This is a genomic window from Planctomycetia bacterium (assembly GCA_021413845.1).
Lineage (GTDB): Bacteria > Planctomycetota > Planctomycetia > Pirellulales > PNKZ01 > PNKZ01.
This window is the reverse complement of the sequence record JAIOPP010000079.1, coordinates 13,461-33,940: the sequence shown is the minus strand read 5'-3', so window position 1 is coordinate 33,940 and position 20,480 is coordinate 13,461. Positions and strand designations below refer to the sequence as shown.

16 protein-coding genes are annotated in these 20,480 nt (G+C 59.6%); 8 read left to right on the top strand and 8 right to left on the bottom strand.

The annotated features are described in order from the left end of the window. A partial coding sequence (locus K8U03_14240) for a phosphoenolpyruvate synthase (GenBank protein MCE9606052.1) occupies window positions 1-334 on the bottom strand: 334 nt, incomplete at its 3' end. A 146-nt stretch (window positions 335-480) separates the two neighbouring features. Next, complete coding sequence (locus tag K8U03_14235; GenBank protein MCE9606051.1) at window positions 481-3,600, bottom strand: hypothetical protein; 3,120 nt, start codon at window positions 3,598-3,600, stop codon at window positions 481-483. A gap of 533 nt (window positions 3,601-4,133) precedes the next feature. Between K8U03_14235 and K8U03_14230 the strand changes: the two genes are divergently transcribed. Both K8U03_14230 and K8U03_14225 read left to right on the top strand, forming a co-directional pair. After that, window positions 4,134-4,868 carry a pyridoxamine 5'-phosphate oxidase family protein gene (locus tag K8U03_14230; GenBank protein ID MCE9606050.1) on the top strand — a complete coding sequence of 245 codons (735 nt, stop codon included), beginning with the start codon at window positions 4,134-4,136 and terminating at the stop codon, window positions 4,866-4,868. Window positions 4,869-4,997: 129 nt separating this feature from the next. Next, window positions 4,998-5,558, top strand: a complete 561-nt coding sequence (locus K8U03_14225; protein MCE9606049.1) for a hypothetical protein — start codon at window positions 4,998-5,000, stop codon at window positions 5,556-5,558. A 138-nt stretch (window positions 5,559-5,696) separates the two neighbouring features. Here the strand turns inward: K8U03_14225 and K8U03_14220 are convergent, their stop codons facing one another. Next, window positions 5,697-6,542, bottom strand: coding sequence for an Hsp20 family protein (locus K8U03_14220; protein MCE9606048.1), 846 nt, complete (start codon window positions 6,540-6,542; stop codon window positions 5,697-5,699). 436 nt (window positions 6,543-6,978) lie between these two features. Beyond that, the gene (locus tag K8U03_14215) at window positions 6,979-7,188 is read right to left on the bottom strand and encodes a hypothetical protein (protein ID MCE9606047.1); all 210 of its coding nucleotides are present in this window, start codon (window positions 7,186-7,188) and stop codon (window positions 6,979-6,981) included. A gap of 216 nt (window positions 7,189-7,404) precedes the next feature. On the opposite strand from K8U03_14215, the gene K8U03_14210 reads away from it, so the two are divergent. The 6 genes from K8U03_14210 to K8U03_14185 all read left to right on the top strand — a co-directional run bounded on the left by K8U03_14210 (window position 7,405) and on the right by K8U03_14185 (window position 15,126). Further along, window positions 7,405-8,886 (top strand): FAD-dependent oxidoreductase, encoded by a 1,482-nt coding sequence (locus K8U03_14210; protein ID MCE9606046.1) that lies wholly within the window; start codon window positions 7,405-7,407, stop codon window positions 8,884-8,886. A 333-nt stretch (window positions 8,887-9,219) separates the two neighbouring features. Next, window positions 9,220-10,761 (top strand): hypothetical protein, encoded by a 1,542-nt coding sequence (locus tag K8U03_14205; protein ID MCE9606045.1) that lies wholly within the window; start codon window positions 9,220-9,222, stop codon window positions 10,759-10,761. A gap of 19 nt (window positions 10,762-10,780) precedes the next feature. Further along, window positions 10,781-11,404: a cohesin domain-containing protein gene (locus K8U03_14200; protein MCE9606044.1), complete on the top strand. Its 624-nt coding sequence runs from the start codon at window positions 10,781-10,783 to the stop codon at window positions 11,402-11,404. 109 nt (window positions 11,405-11,513) lie between these two features. Beyond that, window positions 11,514-11,978, top strand: a complete 465-nt coding sequence (locus K8U03_14195) for a PDZ domain-containing protein (protein ID MCE9606043.1) — start codon at window positions 11,514-11,516, stop codon at window positions 11,976-11,978. 32 nt (window positions 11,979-12,010) lie between these two features. Continuing rightward, window positions 12,011-13,960, top strand: coding sequence for a hypothetical protein (locus K8U03_14190; GenBank protein ID MCE9606042.1), 1,950 nt, complete (start codon window positions 12,011-12,013; stop codon window positions 13,958-13,960). Continuing rightward, window positions 13,957-15,126, top strand: a complete 1,170-nt coding sequence (locus tag K8U03_14185; GenBank protein MCE9606041.1) for a hypothetical protein — start codon at window positions 13,957-13,959, stop codon at window positions 15,124-15,126. Before K8U03_14190 ends, K8U03_14185 begins: the two co-directional genes overlap by 4 nt. Window positions 15,127-15,330: 204 nt before the next feature. Here K8U03_14185 and K8U03_14180 read toward each other — a convergent pair whose 3' ends face one another. The 4 genes from K8U03_14180 to K8U03_14165 form a co-directional block, all read right to left on the bottom strand. Beyond that, window positions 15,331-17,349, bottom strand: coding sequence for a FecR family protein (locus tag K8U03_14180; protein MCE9606040.1), 2,019 nt, complete (start codon window positions 17,347-17,349; stop codon window positions 15,331-15,333). Window positions 17,350-17,543: 194 nt separating this feature from the next. Then, complete coding sequence (locus K8U03_14175; GenBank protein MCE9606039.1) at window positions 17,544-17,747, bottom strand: hypothetical protein; 204 nt, start codon at window positions 17,745-17,747, stop codon at window positions 17,544-17,546. Between the two features lie 54 nt (window positions 17,748-17,801). Continuing rightward, on the bottom strand, window positions 17,802-19,124 hold the full coding sequence (locus tag K8U03_14170) for a hypothetical protein (GenBank protein ID MCE9606038.1): 1,323 nt from the start codon (window positions 19,122-19,124) through the stop codon (window positions 17,802-17,804). A 44-nt stretch (window positions 19,125-19,168) separates the two neighbouring features. After that, window positions 19,169-20,185 (bottom strand): hypothetical protein, encoded by a 1,017-nt coding sequence (locus tag K8U03_14165; protein MCE9606037.1) that lies wholly within the window; start codon window positions 20,183-20,185, stop codon window positions 19,169-19,171. Between the last annotated feature and the right edge of the window lie 295 nt (window positions 20,186-20,480).

Here is a 20,480-nt window from a genome sequence, read left to right as displayed (position 1 = left end):
CGTACGCTTCGACGATCGCCTGCCGCAGGTCGTCGGGAAAAGTCGCGTCGAGAATCAGTTGTCGCACACGGCTGCCGCACCGTTGCAGAGCGGCGACATCACCGACGTCGAGTGCGCCGAGTTCGCGGCGAATTTCGTCGTTGAGCCGATTCGCCGTGAGGAAGTAACGGTAGGCTTCGGCCGTGACGGCGAAGCCGTCGGGTACGCGGATTCCTCGCGGTACCAGTTCGCGAACCATTTCCCCGAGCGAGGCGTTCTTCCCGCCGACGCTCGCAATGTCCTCGATGCCGATCTGGGCGAAGCGTTTGATGAATTCGGTAGCGATGGCGGTCATGTTCTACATCCTCGGCGTGGCAAACATTTTGAAGGTCGTTACTCGTTCACGTTTCATTAACGCAGTTTGAACGGCGGCCGATAGGAGAATCGACAAGGTCGGTTGGGTACGGGCCCTACTGAACTACTTGCAGGAGTCGTACAGGCTTATCTGGCTTTCCATTCACCCTGATAACGGGTCGTGAACTCGCTTTGCTTTTCGCCCTTCAGTTCGCAACGGCCGCCGAACAGGCGGACAAGTGTTCCGGTTTGCATGTTTCGCAGTTCGACGTAGTCATCGGTCCGCGCCGCTTCGACGAAGTGAAACGCCCCGTTAGCGCTCCTTTCGAGCCACTTCCCCTCGGCAACCTGATCGAAGAATCCTTGCGGGTGACTCCAGAAGACGCGTTGCTCCGCCGCCGGTGCGGCCGCCCAATCGCCGTTGTATTGCCGGGTCCACGGGCCTTGCCCCCGGCGGAGAATGTCCGATTGCCCTGCGAACAGGCGGACGCGTGTTCCGGTGCCGCTCTTGGAAACAAGCTCGATGTGCTGCGGGCTCCGCTCGACTTCTTGCAGATCGAAGCTGCCGTTCTGACTCCGCTCGACCCAATTCCCGGAACCGTGGTCGGCGAAGTGGCCGCCGGCGTGCCGCCACAGTTCTCGTTCCGCTGCGTTTCCGACTGCGGCACGGCCCGCTGCGGGAGCGGCGGGCGGACCGATCGTCATTTTGATCGTCGACGTCACCGGACGGACGACCGTCTTGCCGTCCATCTTCAGCGTCGCTTCGGCGTCGAACTTCAGGACATACTCGGACGACAGCAAGCGGCCGTCTTGGGGGCGAAGCTTGATCGTGCCGGTCTGAGTTCCCAAGACTTCCCAGCGGATCGGCGCGGCGGCATCGGCTTCCTTCTCGCGGACTTGAGCCCGCACCGAGATCACCGCTTCGCTCGCCGCAAGCGATTTCAGCTGATACTTATTGTCTAAGAAGAAATCGATGCCCGAGAAGTTTTCGGTCGTCCGGCTCCAACGATCTCCCTCGGAGACTGACTTGCCGGGATAGAACTCGAAGGCGCGACCGAGGCTATCCCGCAGAGCGTTGGCATTGAACGACTGTTCGACGAAGGCTTGCGCTTGCGCACGCTCGTTCGCGGGGGGCTGTAACTTGTTATCGACCATTCGCTGGACCGCTTCGGCCAAGCCGCCGAACTCGCCCAGCGAGCCGTCGGCCGCTACGGTCATTTGGAACGGCTCGTCGACCATGGCCGCATACAGCACCGTTTCCGCGGTCATTTTCTCAGGAGCGCCCTTCGCGGCGGAATCGAACGACGAATTGCCGTCGGCCCCGGTCTTCTTGATGATCGCCCGCTTGAGCACGGCTTCGAGCCGCACCGCGCCGTCGGGTCGGGCTTCGAGCACGCGGAAGTCGTAGAGCGTCGAGTATTTGCCTTGATCGACCCGTTCGGCGGCGTCGATCTTGGTCTTCACTTCGGAATCGGTATCGAACTGGATCTGAAAGCGATCGCCGGGCGCGGGTCGCAACGCAAGATTCGAACCGCCGGCCGCCGGAGGTGAGGTGGGCACGCCTGTTTCGGGGCGCGGCGGCGCGCCGGGTTTCGGAATCGACGAAGCCAACATCCGCAAGACTCCCATATCGATTCGCAACCGACTCTCCAACGCTCCCTCGCCGGCCCGAACCGTGAAGGCAAGCGTATCGTTTTTCTTGTACGGCGCGATTTGCTCGGCCATGGAACGAATCTGCCCGTCGGAAGCCGACTTCTTGTCGGAGAAGTCGTTCAGCAAGGCCGTGAACGGAGCCATCCGCAACGTCACGCGAAGCGGCTCGCCGCGCGACGGGCGGTCTTCGCGCGAGCGATCGACGGCGAGCGAGAGCTTCCCGATAGCTTCTTCGTCTCCGAGCGACGAATAGAGCCTGTCGGGACCGAAGCCGATCACCACATACAGCGACTCACCGAAGATTCGGCGAGCGTTCTCGTCTTTCATCGGGAGTTGAAGCTGGTTGAGCGAGACATCGCCGTTTTGCGACACAGCCCAGTTCAAGGCGCGAAACCCTTCTTGCGGCTGAAGCATTTGGGCGACTTCGAGCGCTTTCTCCTGAATGGCGCGCGAGCCGTAGAGCGTGCCTCCGGCCAGCACGTTGAGGTGTCCTTGGCCTTGTCGTTCGAGCACGACGCCGCCGTCGAGTTCTCCCTTTCGCAAAGTCGTGGTCACGGCCTCCAGGGTCTGAGCGACCAAGACGCCGAGCGCGCGCAGCTCGGCTTGCGGCGATTCGGGCGACGGTGCGGCGGCTCGCGCCTTCGCAGCCTGCTCGTCCCAAGCACGGAGCAACGGCTCGATCGTCGCGGCGTCGAGCGCCAGCGAAGAGATGATCGCCGCGGCGGCATTTTCGGAAGCCAGATGTTCGAACATCGAGGGGCGTTGAGCGGCCGCTTCGATCCAACTTTCGAGCTTGCTCGCTTTCACGGGGACCAGCCGCGACGTCACATGAAACTGCTCGACCGGGCGGAGGCATTGCAGTTCGAACTCCCAGCGTCGGGTATCCGAGAGCAACTGCTTAGTGAGAGGGCCGATCCATTCGGTGCTCGACGAGCCCGCCGCAGCGCCGCTCTGGGCCGGCGCACACGACTCCAAGATCAGGGAGTCGAAAGTCTTTCTTAATTCGGCGGGCAATTGGTCGAGCATCATCCCTGCTTGAGCCGTGACGGTCGGATCCAAGCCTTCGAACAACCGCATCGGATCCTCGGGAACCTTCGACAGTCGCGCGGCATGCGTCGCTCCCGTTACGAACAGCCATGAGCCCGAGACGCGCGCCGCAACGTTGACATTGCCGCCGCGATAGATTCCGTCGTCGCCGCGGCGGAACTCCCAGCCGAACCGCGAGCGAAGTGCGGCGAACAGCTTCTCCTCATCCTTCAGCGGTACGAAAGCAACGATGTTCAACGAATCATCGGCATAAACGACGAGCCCTGCAGGCCGGGCGGCATCGATACCGGCGGAGAGTTCCATGATCGCGTCTTTCACGCCGCCGATCGATTTCCCGCCGTCGACGTTTTCACCTAAGAAAGATAGGTCTCGCTGCAAGCGATCGAGCGGCGCGACACGCGCGTAGCCCACCACCGGCGCATCGTTCCACTTCAAGTCGGCGGCCACCGTAGGCGAAACGAATGCGACGAGCGACGCCCACGTCGCCAAGACCAAGGTCGCCCGGACCACTCCACAAGGACCGACAGGTTGACGAGCATCCTTGACTTGCGTCCGATCGCTGAACATAGACCACCTCGATTGTTTGAATGCGACTTCCGACGTCTTCCTTATGCAATGCCGATACCGCGTCTGATCGGCGCGACGACATTCGCTCGGCCATGGGTATGGAATCGAAGCTAAATCCCGTTCGATAAGCAGGTTGAGCACGCCCGAATCAATTCAGCGGTGCGAATAACGACCGACAAAGGGTTCGGTATGCGCGCCGATTCGCACGCAACCTCCGCTTGAATGACCGAATCCGCACATCTTGAATCAATCCGACGGCGGGTCGCTCCGGCGTTCCGATTCGATCGCTCATCGACGAGGCGCCTGCAGCGACGCGCGGCGGCGGTCCGCGGCCATCAACCTTTCGCGTCCATCGAACCGCGATTGATCGCGACTTCGTTCCGCGCCAGAGCTTCGAAATCACGATCCCATGAGAAGTCGCGGCGTTTTCGCTTACGGGGAATCGGGATCGGTCGGCCCAAGAGTTGCTGATCAGGTCTTCGAGTTCACGTCGCGGATCTAGACAGACTATGAAACCGACCTCACGGTTTCGCATGCCATCATTGATCCTGCGAGCGGAGTGGCTTGCGGAGCGAGCCCTGGGCTTCGCTAACGAGCCGTTCGCCACGTCGTCGATAGGTATCGAGAAAAGAGGATATACGATGGTGATTCGTGAGATGGACCGGACGGCGTGCCTCAAAGTATTGGCCGGAGCGAAGCTGGCAAGATTGGCGTGCGCGCACGAAAACCAGCCGTACATCGTCCCCACGCATCTTGCTTACCATGAAGCTTCAGAAAGTCTTTATGGTTTCACGACACGGGGCCGTAAGGTCGATTGGATGCGCGCCAATCCACTGGTCTGTGTCGAATTCGACGAGGTTGTAGCCTACGACCAATGGGTCAGCGTCATCGTGATCGGAGTCTACGAGGAGTTGCCGGCGGCTCTCGAGACGGAGACGATGCGGCTTCGGGCTCCGGAGCATCCGCGAAATGTCGTCGCGGTCACCGCGGCCGCCGAACCCCGTCAGCCGACATTCGACGATGGACGGCGGGAAGCGTGGACTGCGCTTAATACTCTCCCGATGTGGTGGCAGCCTGGAAGCGACGTCTGGACAACGCGTCCCGGACAGGACCCGACCACATCGCTCGAACCCATCTATTATCGGATCAAAATCAAGAGTATCACCGGGCATACGGCCGCCGGTGATGCGAGGCCTTCGAGCTCTCAAGCGGTGTCGAATCCGAACCATCGGATCGCACACTGGCTGCGAAGGATTTTCTCCGGTTAGTTGGACTTCGAACGAAGCCGGCCGATCGGTCCCCCTCTCGGATTCTCGTGCTCAAAGGCATCGGTGCGACGAAGATTTTAGTTCACGTCACCGACGAGTCAGTTCATTTACCCCTTGGAAACCCAAACCATGGTTACGAAAAAGACCGGCGCTCGCCACACCAAGGCTGGTGCGAAAGAGGCCGCCGAAGGCGCTGCGGTGCGAGATCGCGTCCGCGCGCTATCGATCGCCGCATTCCGCGATCGCAAACTCTCGTTGAGCGACGTGCCTAAGTTGGTCCAAGAAGTCCTCGAAGGAGCCGTGGAGACCGTCGACAAGAGCATCCCGGCTTCGAGCCGCAATGTCTTGCGCGAGGTCTTCGACGGTCTGAGCGACGGCGTCAAGGCAATCGCGTCCGCGGGTTCCGCAACCGTCGACGATGTCCGCCAACGGGGCCGGGCGATTCCGGGTAGGAACGTGTCGGTCGCCACAAAGCGAATGCTCGCTGCCGATGCCGACTTTCTCGGCGCCGTGAAGAAGTACGCCGGCAAGGCGTCGAAGGAAGTTCGCCAGGAACTCGAAGCACTCGTGGCCCGTGACCTGCCCCCCTTAAACGAGTCCGGTCGTCAGTCTACGACTGACGACCGGACTCGTTTAAGGGGGGCAGGTCAAGGCGGTGCAGCCGGTCGGGGAGAAATCGATCGGCACTAAGATGAGCTGAGCTTTCACGAGCGGCTCTCCGAGAAATGTCGGCGTGACGGCTTGTACCGAACACGTCCGGATTCGATAAGGTGATCTATGAATGAATCGGGAACATAACCAGCTGCGACGTGTGAGTACTTCTGATCGTTAGGTGATCATCGAAGTAGGACACTCTGCGACTTCGCCTTGTGCGACTTCGACGTGATTGAGAATCGATCGCTTGCCGGGTAGAGCTCGCAAAGCTTCCTGCGCCAATTGCTTAAAGAAGTAGGAAGTCACGCGTCCGCGCAGGATCAGAATTCCTTCGCAGCACGAGCAGTTGACGCGACGAAGTTCAGGATATCCCATCGCTCGCAGTCGTTCTTCGGCGATCTCGGCGATGCCGTCGGCCGGTGAATCTTCCGAAGCCTCGTTTCGATCGCGACGGACGATCAGGACTTTGATGATGGCTTGTCCTTCAGGCGGCGAAAGCGCCATAGCGGAAGTTCTCCATGATATGCATGAACGAGACGGGGCAGCGGCACGCCTGGCTCGCCTCCGAGGAGAGCGAACCAGGCGCGCGCCCTGAGCGTTTCGGCGTCGAGGACGACTGCCGTCCTTGCATTCCGCCGCGACCTCGTCTTGTTTGATCGCCACAGGAAGCATGAGCGAGCGGGCAAACGACCCACTGCGGCGTTCGACCCGATGGTAGGTTGTTCCCTTCTCTTGCTTCTCTTCCTTATGTTCGCCGCTGATGCGGATCGTATCGCCGACCACTTCGATGTTGACCTCGTCGGCCTTGACGCCGGGCACGTTCATCCGGATTTGATAGGCATCGTCGGTTTCCGAGAAGTCGAGCGAAGGGACGATCTCGGCAAGGTTTCCGTCACCGTTGAAATCCAGCTTGAAGCGGGTCAGCAGGTCGTCCATCTCCTGTTGCAAACTGCCGAAGGGGTCACGATTGAACAACGGACGCAGGGCTTGTGAGACGCGAGAGGTCAAAGCGGTCGACATGGAAAGTTCTCGTAGTTTAGGTAACAAGTGTTACGAAAGTGATTCCGTTACCGCGACGGAATCGTGGTTCGGACGCCGATCCAAACGGTCGCCCCGTGGTGACCGCAGTCGGTGGTCATTCGGTGGTTTACAACATGACGCGAAGTTGATTGTCGACTTCGACGCCGCCCGGCGCCGCCCAGGCGGCTTCCTGCGCCTCATCTCGTTCAGCTTCGACCTTGCCGGATGCATGTCGCGTGCCGCCGTGGAAAGGTCACCTCTTCGGCCGCGAAGCATGTCGTCGATTGGCCTGAATCAGATAGTCTCAACACGACGGACGGCGGGCCCAAGCCGTTTTCGAGCAGCTTAGGACATCGCGGCAAAGGTGTGCGACCGCACATGTAAACGTGCGAAGCGGCTCACCGTTTCGTCGCGGCGCACCGCAAAATACCGTCGCTCACTTCGCCCGATCGTCGCGATGATTTGCCGGATCCGATCGGTCGCGCTGCGACTTGAATCCGCTCCGATCATCGATCAAGTCATGTTTCGCGTCGAGTACGCCGGTGTCCTGCAACTCATGCGGCCGCTCCAGTGAGTTGCGATAAACAGCCTTAGTTCCACCCCAACGAAGAACGCCGAGCTTTCTCAACCGATCAAGCAACGTCATGGCATCACCTTTGCAAATACGACGGAAACGCTTTACGACCGACACCGGCCTTCAACTCTCAACCTCTCGGGTTGTTTTGCAATTCACGCGCCGGAAGCGACGGCGGGGTTCGAAGCGAGATGGAGGAACGCAAATCCGACGAGACGTTTCGCCTGCCTTTCGGAGATGGCGCGTGTACAAACCGCCGATCGCCGACAAACCTGAGGAACCTCCCCTTTGCCCCCGATTCATGCCGCCCGTTCGCATTCGGCCGACCATTCCGAAGCAGGAGTTAAGGGAGCGATCGACCGCGACGCGAAAATCGCAATCGTGGGCGCAGGACCAAGCGGCCTGTCGACGGCTCACTTCCTGCGTCAGCACGGTTTTCGCAATGTGACGATTCTTGAAAGGCATAACCGCGTCGGCGGCCAATGTCGGACGGTCACCGAACATCAACTGGCGTTCGATTTGGGGGCTACGTTCGTGAGCCCCGATTTTCATGAGGTCAAGCGTCTTGCTCGCGAAGTCGGAGCTGAATTGGAATCGTTCGGCGGCGCGGACGGAATGACGTTCGATCCTGCGAACAAATCGATTCGGCTTCGCAAACTCATCGAGTATTTCGTCGGCTCGACGTCTTGGATCGATTTCCTACGCTTCCTCGGCCTTTGCGGCCGTTACGTTCGAAAGCGATTTCGTCTGCGAAGATTGTTTCGAGATTCGGATTGGAGCGCGGACGTCGTAGAACGAAACGATCTGAAGAAATCATTCGCTCGCTGGCTTAGCGATAACGGTCTCATCGGGTTGTCTCGCTTGTTCGAGATACCGCTCACCGCGTTCGGCTACGGATCGCTCGACGAGCTTCCCGCCGCATACGGTCTGCGTTACATGACGCTTCGGGCTTTTCTGGCGACATTGCTGACTGTGGCGCCGGGAAGTCGGTTTCTCCCGAGAGCCTTAGTCTGCAGCTGCTTTCGCCAGGGATATCAACGATTCTGGGAGCGCGTCGCGTGGGACCTCGACGTTCGCTTGAACGCCCGGATCGAACGTATCGAACGCCGCTCCGACGGAATCCGGATCACGTATTCTCATTCAGCCGGCATCCTCGATGCCGAAGAAACGACCGTCGATACCGCGGAGTTCGACTATCTCGTGCTCACATGTCCGCTAACCGCTCGAGAGTTACGAGATCGAATCGATTTCGACGCGGAGGAACTGCGATTGTTAGATCGAGTCCGAACGATTCGCTATGCCGTCGTGTCTTACGAAGTCGAAGGACTACCGAAGACCCAGCCGATCGTCATTCACATTCCCATACCTGATCGCGGTCTGCCGATGATCATGCTCCGACTGCATCCGGACTGTGAATCGGTCGCATTCTCCGGACGGCTCGCCGAGGGTGAACCGCGCGACGGCGAGGAGCAGGAGTTTCGCCGAGCGGTGGAGGATTGCATCTCGGCCCTCGGGGGTCGGATCCTTCCAGGCGAGTCTTACTACGATGTCGCACCCTATTTTCGCCACGTGGGCGCGGACGACTTATCCGCCGGGCTGCTTCAAGAATGGGGTCGTAAACAAGGCGACCGACGTACGTTCTATTCCGGCGGACTGTTCGACTTCGATCACGTCGAGGGAACCATCCGGGCCGCCCGCCGGTTGATCGAGCGATGCTTCGTCGAAGGGCGGCGAGATTCTCACGCACGCCTCACCGCGCCGGTTATCTGAATTAAACATCTCCGGTGAACTCGCAAAAGGTGCGCTCATCCGCATTACCGATCGTGCGAAATCGCACAACGACGCATGTCATCGGCTTCGCACGTGGAACAAGCATCGTCGCGCAGATATCGAAATCGGCGTTGATTGCGGCGATAAAGGCACTGGAACCTGATAACGCCGAATTTACGGTCCGGTAATTGCGAAAGACTCGGACCGCCGAGAGTCGTGTGACCTCCGACCACTTAATCTGCTTGGTTCACGAGACGGCGAACACGGTGTTTCAATCGCGAATTTTTGGAGTGCTCCATGCCCCGTTCCATATTTCAATCTTACCGACGAACCGTGCGCATTCTGATGTTCATCAGCATGCTCGCTCCGCTCGGTGCCCAACCCGTTTTGGGGCAGGGTGGAGATCTGGCCGATCTCAAGGTGGACTCCACGACGCGGCCATACGACGAGAAGAACCCGGTTCAAGCCGCGAAGCAGGAATTCAGCCTGTCAAAAGCGGGAATGCTGATGCTGTTCTACGCAGGAGAGCCGTACTACGAGGGCGTCAAGGGTGGCATGATACTTCCTGAAGAAGTCAACGGCCGAAACTTCGTCATCGGCAAAGGGATCTACCAGAAACGCACCCCGGATCCCGGCATTCCGGGACAACGGTACACTTTCGAACAGCATTGGTTATGTGCGAACCGTGAAAGCCCCCTGGACCTGCGGGTCGCGCTCGTGGCCCCTCACCGCTGGCAGGCATTCCAAATCAGCGGCCGAGGCGAACAGTTCGCGGCAAACCAGGTGTTGAAACTCACCTTCATCCCGTTCGACAAGATCAGTTCGCAGCCCGGCCCCGCCCCTCAGGTCGATGTGACGGGTAAGTGGTACCACGGCGAGGCGAACGCGACGCTCACCTTCACCCCGACGGGAGTGGCCGGCGAGTACAAGGTCGTCGAGAAGGGGTACGACAACATCACGGGCACGGCGAAAGTAAAGGGCAACAAGGTCTACATCGATTGGATCACGACCACGGCGAAGGACGGCAAGCAGAAGAAAGGGGTGAACGTCGTCGAAATCAAACCGGACGGCACCCACGGAGAAGGCTGGGCAGTGGGTGAAGGCGGAATCGGTTGGGAAGGATGGTCCGCGGTTCCCGGTACTACGGCCAAGCCAATCGGCGCCACGACAAGCACCCCGTCGCCCACCACATCGTCGCCCACCACATCGTCGCCAGGCACGCCGTCGCCCACCACACCGTCGCCGGGCACATCGACGCCAGGCACATCGACGGCCGGTCCGGAACCCGCGAATGTCACACGCTTCACGATCCAGGCTGGACAACGCGAGGGGAAACCGGGTGAAGTGATCACCGTCCCCGTTTATCTACTCAATCCCGACGGCCTCGCTAATCTCAATGTCACCGTCAGTTACTCCTCAGCCGTCGCACTGGTGGACAGGAAGATCGTTCGTGGAAACGTCCTCGGTAATGTTCTGTTCGAGGCGAATGCGGGCGAGGCGGGTCAGGCTCGAATCGGCATCGCCGGCAACAAAGCGTTGAGCGATTCTGGAATTCTCGCTCACGTCCCTTTCAAGATCATCGGCAAGCCCGGCGATCGCACCGAACTGACGGTCACCGTTTCCACAGCGAATCGCCTCGACGGCGCGACGTTGGATGCCGACAGCATTGTCGGCGCCATTCTCATTCTCGACGAAGCCGGCGGTATTCCCGGTGATAGTGACGGCGATCGAACTCTGACGGCCGGTGATGCGCTGGCTGCACTGAAGATGTCGGTCAAACTCCTTCCTGAAAAGAAATCCTCAGACGCCGACGGCGACGGCAAAGTGACCTCGAACGATGCCCGCCTGATTTTACAAAAAGTCGTCGGCAAGTAACTCTCACCAGGGTGCGTTGATGTACCTCAGACAGACTCGTCTTGGTTCGATCTTCCCGGTGATCCTGTGTCTGTGGACCGCTGCGCCGCTTCATGCAGCCCAGTTCCATGTGACGACTGGAGGCACTGGAGCGACTGCCGGATCGACCGTTACCGTTCCGATCGTGGTTACAGCTGAAGTGACGGTCGGAGCGGCTCAATGGGAGTTGCTCTACGATCCGGCGCGATTGCGTTGGGTCGGCGGCGACGCGGGACATCTTGCGAGCGGCACGCTCATCGATGCCAATCTCCTCGAGCCGGGACGGGCGAAGATCGCTTTCGCCGGCGGAGAAGACGTTAAAGGGACGGGCGAAATCTATCGAGCCGATTTTGAATGGATCGGTAACCAAACTGAGCCGACCGGCATCCGCTTCGCAAATGTGCGCGCGTGGGATCAGGCCGGCGGGTTCGAACTGGCGACGTCGGCGGCGCCGGGAAATGCCGTTCCAATGATTGCCGCGCCGGAGAAGCCCGACATCGCCAACGACACGGCGGCGCCACCGTCGGCATCGCCGGACAAGTATCGGTATGTGTACATCGCAGCCTTTGCGCTACTGTTTGTCGCGGCGATGGCCGCGCTGCTGCGGAAGTCGTCTAAACACTAAGACCCTGTTTCGGAATCCATGTCGCCGGACCGTGACGCTCGACAAGGAATCGTAGGACGGACGGACGCGAAGTCTCGAACTCTGAACCATAAATTCCAGGAGAACTTTCATGCCGCTCATTGAACCGTTGCGATTGCTTCCCTATATCACGGCGTGCTCTCTGTTGACATTCGCAACCACGATCCAAGCCGCCGAGACGCCGAAGCTTGGGTTTCAGGGAACGATCGTCACATTAGGACCGCAGGCCGCCGTCCCGGCGCCCGATGGGGTGCCGAATCGCGGACTGCGCATCGACTCGGTCAAAGCCGGGACGCCCGCGGCGCGCATGGGCTTCGAGCGAGGCGACATCCTGATCGCGATCGACACGATGCGTTTCACTTCGCTGGAAGGCTACTACCAGGCGCTCCGCTGCTCCGGTCAGCGGCCATCCGTCATCCTCATCAACGTCAGAAATGGTCAATTGGTACGCAAGAGCACCGCGCTTCCGCATGAGGTCCCGTCGGACGAAAAATGCGGCGCTCGCCCGCCCGACTCGTATCTGATGTCGATCGACTTGCGGTCGGACTTCAGATAAGCACGCGGCTTCACTTCTTACGAGGCGCTGAGATGAGCGGTGCGAAACTCGTATGGCTGCAGGCGTTGTTAGGCCTCGTCACGCTTGTGTGCGGCACTCCTCGCGCGATGTCGGCAGACGCGCCGCAGCCTGCGGTGCTTTCCATTCGCGCCGTCGGCAGCGACCTGTTCCTCTTAACGAATGAACGCGGCGGCCTCTATCGATCAAGCGATCGAGGAGAAACCTGGAGCAACGTCGGCGGCGGCTTGCCGAACCGTCCGGTCTATTTCCTCGACGTCGATCCGAGCGGACGACTCTGGGTCGGCACGACGACGTGGCTTTCGACCTCGGCAGACCGCGGCGACACTTGGACGCCGGTCAAATCCGAAGGCCTGCGCAAGATTTCGCGCGAAGGCCGCCTGATGTTTCTATGTTGGGTAGACGAACGAACCGTCTTAGCCCGGACTTGGACGGAAGGCGTGTTTCGAAGCGACGACGCAGGTGAAACTTGGCGCGAAGTCGAGCTGGACTTTAAGCGATTGCATGTGACGGCGTTGGCGAAGGCCTCTGACAAGACGTTTTGGGCTGCGACCTTCAGCGGCGGCGTGTTTCGTTCGCACGATTCCGGCGCAACATGGGAGCGAGCCGGTGAAGGACTTCCTCAGTGTGCCGTACTCTGTCTGGCGATCGCCGCGAACGGCGACGTTTGGGTAGGGACCCATGGTGCCGGCGTATATCGGCGAGGCGGCGAAGGACGTTGGCGGTCTGAGAGCGAGGGCCTCGCGCCTTGTGAGATCGTGCAAACTCTCGCCGTTGCAGGCGACGGCCAGATCTTTGCAGGCACGCACCGTCATGGTCTTTTCAAACGAAAGACTGATGCAAAAACATGGCGATCGATCGGCAGCGATACGTCTTCGCTCGGCGTCACCGCCGTTTTGCCGCACTCCGGAAAAGTATTGGTCGGCACGGAAGCCCAAGGTGTCTATGCGGTCGATACCTCGGCAGGATCGTGGACATCCATACCCATGCGCACGGTCGTCGCTTCGTTGGCCCGCACCGGCGACGGTCGAATTGTTGCCGCGTTGGAGTCGGGGCCGATCGTCGTCTCATCCGACGACAGACGAAACTGGCGTGCGATGCCCAAGGTTCCTTGGCGCGATTCGGCGGTGCTTTTGTCCGTGGGCGAGTCGCTATTCGCGGGAACTACGGAAGGCCTGTTCACGTCGACCGACAACGCCGCAACGTGGCGCGCCGTACCGCTTCCAGACGGTCCGCACGACGTGACGTACCTAGCCGATGCAGGTGAGGGGACGCTCTTAGCGGGGCTCGCAGGAGAACAGGCGTCGTTCGGCTTTCTGCGCTCGACCGATTTCGGCACCACATGGAGTTGGCCGACCGACACGCCGCGGGGAGGCTCGCCGCGCCGCGAATCGTCTCTGAAGGAAGCCGAATTCCGCGGTCAACGTGCGCCGGGTCAGGCCGGCGATCGATATTTCTATTTTCTGACCGCCGATACGTCGGGCCGCGCGGCATTGGGCACCGACCGCGGGCTCTATCATTCCGTCGACCGGGGCCGCACGTGGATGTTTCATTTTTTCGCCTACGGCGCCTTCCATGCTGCGTTAGATCGCCAAGGTGTTCTGTCGGTTGCGGGAATGAACGGCTTGTTTCGCAAGGCCTCCATCGATGCCGAACTGATGCCGCTCGAAGTCGTCGGGCGCGACACCATCCTGTCGTCGTACGAGCGAGTCTTCGCTCTCCCCAACGGCCGACTTTTAGCAGCCGTACCGCGCACGGATCTTTTAACTCGACAAGACATCGGAACTTGGGTGCCGCGCCCTTTGTCCGGATTCGGCTTCGGACGTTTGCGTTGCGTGCTCGTCGTCGATGACGCGACGATTCTCGCGGGTGGGCCGAACGGACTCGTCATTTCGCGCGACGGCGGCGAAACGTGGCTCGTCTCGCCGATTCGCTATCGCGTATCGCAAGGAAGCGAGCCGTGATCGAACTCCTCAGACGCGTCATCGTGTCGGTGCTGCTCGGTGCCGCCGTCGCGACCTATGTCTATGCTCCGCATGCCGTCGTTCGTGTCGTCGTTGAAGACCCGGCCGACTGGTACGAGCAGGCATATGCCCCGCATGCCGCGATCGGTGCGACGCGACTGGCCGAATCGGTGTTGCGGGACGAGCGTGCGATGTTGCCGATCGCCGTGTTCCTCGATCGTCATTTGCAAGGGCGTGTGAAGGATGTCGTCGGACCCGAGTGGGAAGAGGTTTGGAAATGCGTACAGCCGGCAGACGTCCCCTCCGACTCGGTGGCGGAAGGTTGCTTCTATACACTGGATACCACACCGCTCGCCGAGGTGCTCGACTGGCTGGCCACTGCGCAGGCGACGGAGGACTCTGCGGCGGCGAACACATCAGGCGGCAAATTCGTTTATCTGCGCTGGACGAAGGATTCGACCCCAAGAATCGCCGGACTAATGGTGCTCGACCCAAGCGACCACGGCTGGGAGTCCGTGCCGGTCCCTCTTCGCAATCCACTTCGCGGCTCTGCACGCTACCTTGTGCTGCTCGCCCTTCTGGCTTATGTGCTGCCGCCCAGGCCTCGCAAGATTGCGTTCGATGCATTGGTCTTTCCGCGCGCAAGCATCATCTTGGCCGACATGATCGGCACTGCGCTCACCATCATCTTCTTCGCCCTGCCGCTCTTGATCGTCGCCGCTCGAGGGAAGCCGGCTAGTCTGCTCGACTTTGGTTTCGACGGCTTCGGCTTCGCGACGTTGGTGATGTGGTCGCTCGCCGGTTTCGCTTCGTCGGTCTTGTTCATTGCAGCCGGACAAGCGGTACGCCAAGTCGTGTTGATGTCCGACGGCTTGAGAGATGTCACTTGGCGGCACGACATCACGATCCGTTTCGAGGAGATCGCTTCAATTCGACCGATCGTCCGAGAAATGCCGGCGGGGCTGCGACGCGTTCTTTGGATCGCCGGCCTGTTGCTTCGCAGCCCACTGTTGATTTCGCAACTCCTGCTGTTCGGCCGCGCACAAACGCCGGGGCTGGAGCTCAACCTTCGTAACGGCACGCAATTCCATATCGTCGCGCTGCCGGGGCTTGAACGGATTCTGGAGCGCGGCAGAGCGGCAGGCATCCCGATCGTCGCCGATTAGACCGCGACCGAACTCCATTCCGCGAAATCGCCGAGGCGAATTGGATCGGAGTACCATACTCATCCCAGAGTCTCTGCGTCGTCGAACGAATCTTGGCGCTCTTTGCTAACCACACGCGTTTGCTCTGGAATCGGACGACACACGCGGTGGATGCGTCGAGCGCTCCACAACGGAGAGGAACGGTCTTGGTGCGGCGGTGTTTCACTACTCCGTCGCACGCTGGGGATGATCCATCTGCCAGATCAGCGATTCTTGGGGATCATGCACTGCGACTCCGCCGCGGAAAATCTGCACGCCGACTCGATAATCGAATACGGTGACCTCCGGTGTCAGTGCTTCGCTAAGCTTAGGGAGTAGAGCAGGGTCCCTACGAAGGAAACCTTCGGCGCCGGCTAGAAGGGGAAACTCGCCGCCGCCGACGCGTACTACTTGGTCAATACCCCGGCGATGATCATGGACCACCACGCCTCGCTCGTAGACCGTGAGTCCCAAATCACGGGTTAAGCCCTCCAGCGTATCCCGTTGGGCGAGTAGCTTCCCCAGGAGTTTGGTACTGTCTCCGGAAGACTCGCTGCGGCGTATCGGGAGAGCTTCCAAACCGTTCAGCAGTTCGCGCATCGGGGCGGGGAAGTCGGCCGTGCCGTACTCCGCCGGGCTGATGGTGTTGATTACGCACCATCGGCCCTCATTCACCAGAGCCATCCGAGAGATGACCTGTTCACCGCTCACTGCATAGGTTAGACGTAAGCCCTTCAACGCCCCGAAAGCGACTCGCGAGACGCGAAGATTGTTGAACTGCGGATCGAGCAAGGATTTGTCGACGGACATCGTTGCCGACAGCCAGCGATGGAGGACCACCTCGGGTTTATCCACCGTGTCGGCCTGGCGACGGACGATGACGACGAGCTTTCCCGATGCGTCTTTCAGAGTATCGCTACCGTGATCAGCGACTTTGTTACGCATTCCGGGCAGCACGTGCCATCCCGTCGGCAGAGGCAACATATACACGCCGCCCGGATGGGCGTACCGCGACGCGGATGGTGTCGAGTCCGGTTCCGGGAAGGGCTCCTTCGCCGGATCATAGGATTCGATCGCACCTAAACCGATTCCGCTCACGGTAACCTTCTGCCCCGCGGAGACGGTCATCGTCTTACCGGTTTTGCGGTGCCGCACCGTGACGGCCCCCTCGCTCACTTTGCAGAAGGTTTCGTCGGCGGTCGCCTCAACCTCGAAGACGGTTCCCTTCGTGCCGATCACAGCCTGCTGCGATTTCACTTCAATGGCTTCGCCCGCGATGATTTTCTTGATGTTGACCTTGAGCCGACCTAGCAAGAGGTCGACCTGCGTTCCGCTTTTCGGCGGCAGGGTGATGATGACCGCCGCCTGATCGTCGTTGGGTCGGGGCCGAACCATGAGGGTCGAGCCGTCGGCGAAAGAAATCAGCGCGTGGCTATTCTCGCCTACGACTACTTTGTCGCCGCAGCGGAGACGCGTGTTGGGATGGACGAACTCGGCGAAGTCCCAGGCGCCGTCCTTCCACCGATGAATCTCTACTTCGCGACTCAGGTCGGAAATGTTTGCGCCGGTGTCTTCGCCGAAACGCGGGTCATCCGTGGGATCGTTCGGGTCCGGTCCTCGATTGGTGGTCGATATTGCAGTAAGAGCGAAACGAATCTTCCGGCTTTTCTCGACTTTAGCTTCAAGCACCGTTAACTGGATGGTGCCTTTGAGTCGAACCAGCCGATCCAGCGGCGGGGTAGCGTCCAATGGATCAGGCTCAAACGTCGCGCTGACGTCGATCAATTCATAATCGGCAACCAACTCTTCTTCCGGTCGTTGCTCACGACGCTTGCCTGTTAGGCTCCCCGAATCGGCATAGCGCACGGGAATCACGAAATTCAACGGTTGACCCTTTTCGCCCATCTTGAGGGCGAGCGACCCGTCGTCTTGTTTCGTGAGCTTCATCCCCAACTGGAACTTCCGGCCCTTGAGGATGCGATAGAGAGCGGTCAGGGAATCGTCCTTGTCCACTGCAGCGTCTGAGACGATCTCCTGCACCTCGACCGTGCCCGAGTAATCCCCGAGCAAATCGTCACGCTCGGGGGAATAGGCCAGCAGCCGCGCAGGCGTCGCGCCGAGGCTCGCCATGAACAGTACGATGAGGAAAGGTATTCCGAACCGCATTTTGTTCATCGTTGTTTCACTGTCGAAAAAGACGCTCATGCGATCGTCGGAAACTCATTCAGAGCGAAGCTGATTTGCCGTTCTCAACTGCTGACGAAAAGGATTGCCGCACGTTATGCCGGAAAACGCCGAATGAATCAGTCGCCCTGATTCCGCTCACCTTTGAGGAGGAAGTCGCAAGGGAATTAATTAGAAGACGGAACGGTTTCGCGGGGACCGATCACCGCTCGGAACTACGGATTGCGCTTTGCCTGGGAATCGGCGGCGGGCTGATTCGGCGGCGCAGGACGTTTGTCGAGATTTATGACATCCTTCTCCGAATTGAAAACACCATCCATTTGGAAACTCGCGGGGCGCTCCTTGGCATTGTGGTACACGCCCGATTCGCTTCCGAATCTTAGAATTCCGAGTCGTCGTAACCAGTCGATCAAAGTCATGACATTGCCTCTCTGTTCGTTTGGGGAATTGTGATTGATTCCGCCCGTGTCTTGCTAAAGCGCAACCGCATTCGGTCCTTCAGCCAGCTTCTTTTCCACGATCAAGGGTCGGTATTTGCCCCGCCGATACGTTTCGATATGGCGGATAATCCGTTCTTTCTCCATTTCACCGTTGTCGAGTTCGAAAGAGAGCGGCGTGTAGCTATAAAACGTCACGATCGCTTTGTCCCTTTCCAATCGCACTTCCGGTTTCCAATTCTCCGGTCGTGGTGCGATCCATTTCCATTCTTCCGGTTTGCTTTCCGGATACATCGCCATCGATTCTTCGTCGCTGCGAGGTGGTTGATTCCAAGGTGAATCATCGAGCACCGTATTCATGCCCCACTGGATTCCGTGCCAACCGCCCGCGAACTCTTTGAGTTCGCGACGTAAGAGTGAGGCGTGGAGATATGACTCCGGGGAATCGTCCCCTGCGATCACCTCCATCATGTCGTCCAGCGCGTCGAAGGGCTTGGGTGGCTTAAGGAAGTGCGATTCTAGTCGGGGGCAATCATCCGGCGCCGGAAACTCGGCATCGGCCGGTAACGCCCAGACGAAACCGTTGGAGTTCGCATCTTCCTTAAACAGGTAGGCCCGCAGTACGTATCCTTCCCGCACCTTCAACTCCGGAAAGACCGTCAGCAACTTGGCGGGCTCCACACGGCTCTTCGACCAACCGTTCGGCGTTTCCAGCGGAATCTGCCCCAGTTCCGTCAGCCGCTCCCGCCATTTTTTGATCTCGGCTGCCGAGAACAGCTTGACGCCTTCCGCTCTGATCGTCGCTGAGCCGTCGTTGACGGCGAGTCTCGTCGACTCTTTCGGCGGCCCCGTGATGATCTTGAGTTGCGGCAACGCTTGGCGTAGCACAGTTGTTCCTGCTTCGGTCACCCGTGTTCCGCTGACCGCCAGAGTACTCAGGGTTTTGCAGTCGGCGAGCCTGATCAAACCGACATCGGTGACCGCAGTATCGTTTAAGATCAACTCCGTCAGCTTGGGGAGTTGTTTGAGTTGGTTGAGTCCCGCATCCGTGAGCGCCGTCTTCGCTAAACGTACCGTCGTCAGTTCGGGGAACGGCAACAAGTGCTGCAACCAGTCGTCTTGAAACTCGGGATGTCCGGCGAAGTCGACGGCCGTCACGGGCGATCCCGGGCGTCGCTCGTCGAACTGAATCAAGATCCCGCCGTGTCCATAAAGAGCGGCCAGGGCTTCTTTCTGCGCCGCGGTGAAGGTCGGCTTAGCGTCGTTGGCGCGAGGTGTTTGGCCGCGGAGATCGGCCGGCGCCATGAGCAGGCAGATCGTCACCGAGAGTAGAAACGCGTTCGATGTCGTCCGATTCATGGGAATTGGTTCCTACTGTGGCCTGATGGATTCGAAAGAGCCGTCTAGCGTCGGTCTTTCCAAGTTCCTTGCAGCGGTTCCGGAAAGTCTTTGCCCGGTATCTCAAAGTCGTACCGATTCGAACTCCGTTGGTTCGCGATGGATTTCGGTGCGGTCGGACCCCAGGTCCACTCCGATACTCCCGACCCCTTCTCGCTTTGGCTGAGAGTCCCGTCGGGATTAAGGACTAAGCGAGTTTCCGAAGTTCGCGACGATGTGTCGGTGCGATCGTGATTCGGATAATCGCTGCCTACAATGGCCGAGAAATGCATCTTGTGAGCGCCCGTCTTTATTTCCCATTTGCCGGTAATAACATTACCGACCATTTGGCCGCTGAAGGTCCCTTTGGTGGGAAACGGATCGCAAGTTACTCCGTTGTCGTATTTCGGCGGCTCGACCAATTGATCGATCGTGCCGGTCACCGTGCCGCCGCGAATGCGATAGGTCGCCTTAAACTTCGGGTTGTAGTCGGGAACCCTTGGTGTCGCCACCCACGTTTCAACATCGACGATCCGTTCACCGGCGACGGCGACTTTCGGCACTGTGGGTTGGTCGACCAAGTCCTCTCGAATGAGCGTGTAGGTCAAGACGCCGGTCGCCTCGGGCAAGCCGCCGCAGACGACCTTGTATTCGCCTGCCGGTAGGACGATGTCCGGATTGTTTTTGGCTTCCCTGACGTACCGATGTTCCGTCACGGAATAAATCGTCGTGGCTGTGACCTTATCGTGTTCGAATCCCGTTTTTGGATCGGCGAAGTGGTACCTCAACTTCGTGAACACGTAGCCCTTCGGAATCGTAAACGGCCCCGGCTCCAACTCGGCCTGAATGCTCGGATCCCTGAGGCCGTTTGGATCGATGCGGTTAGGGTAGATGACTTTCGCCACCACGTTGTGCAATTCGCCTTGCGGCGTGTCGCGCGCTGCGGGAGGAGGCGCGGCTGCCGCGGAACGATCGACCGCTCCTAGGCAGGCGCCCGCTACGACGAGCATCGCGGCCGGAATCGCAAAGCGATACTTCAACATCGTCAAATTCTCCATCGCCCCGGCTGTGGTGAGCCGGTAGTACTTCTCTCATTGAGTGAAGCAAAACGCATGCCCGGAGAGCGCCGTTCAAAAGGTCTTGCCGTCCTGTGACGAAAAGTCGTTAGCGGAGACTTTGCGGCGACTAGTTTGAGCGAGGCGGCGCCGCGCGATGTGTCGCATCGCACAGCCGTGTGCGATTTCGTCGCACACGCACACTTATCGCTCGCTACTCCGTAGCTGCGAGCCGCCGGAGTTGCGGCTGTTTCTTTAGAGAGTGCCTCGAAGGACGAGGTGA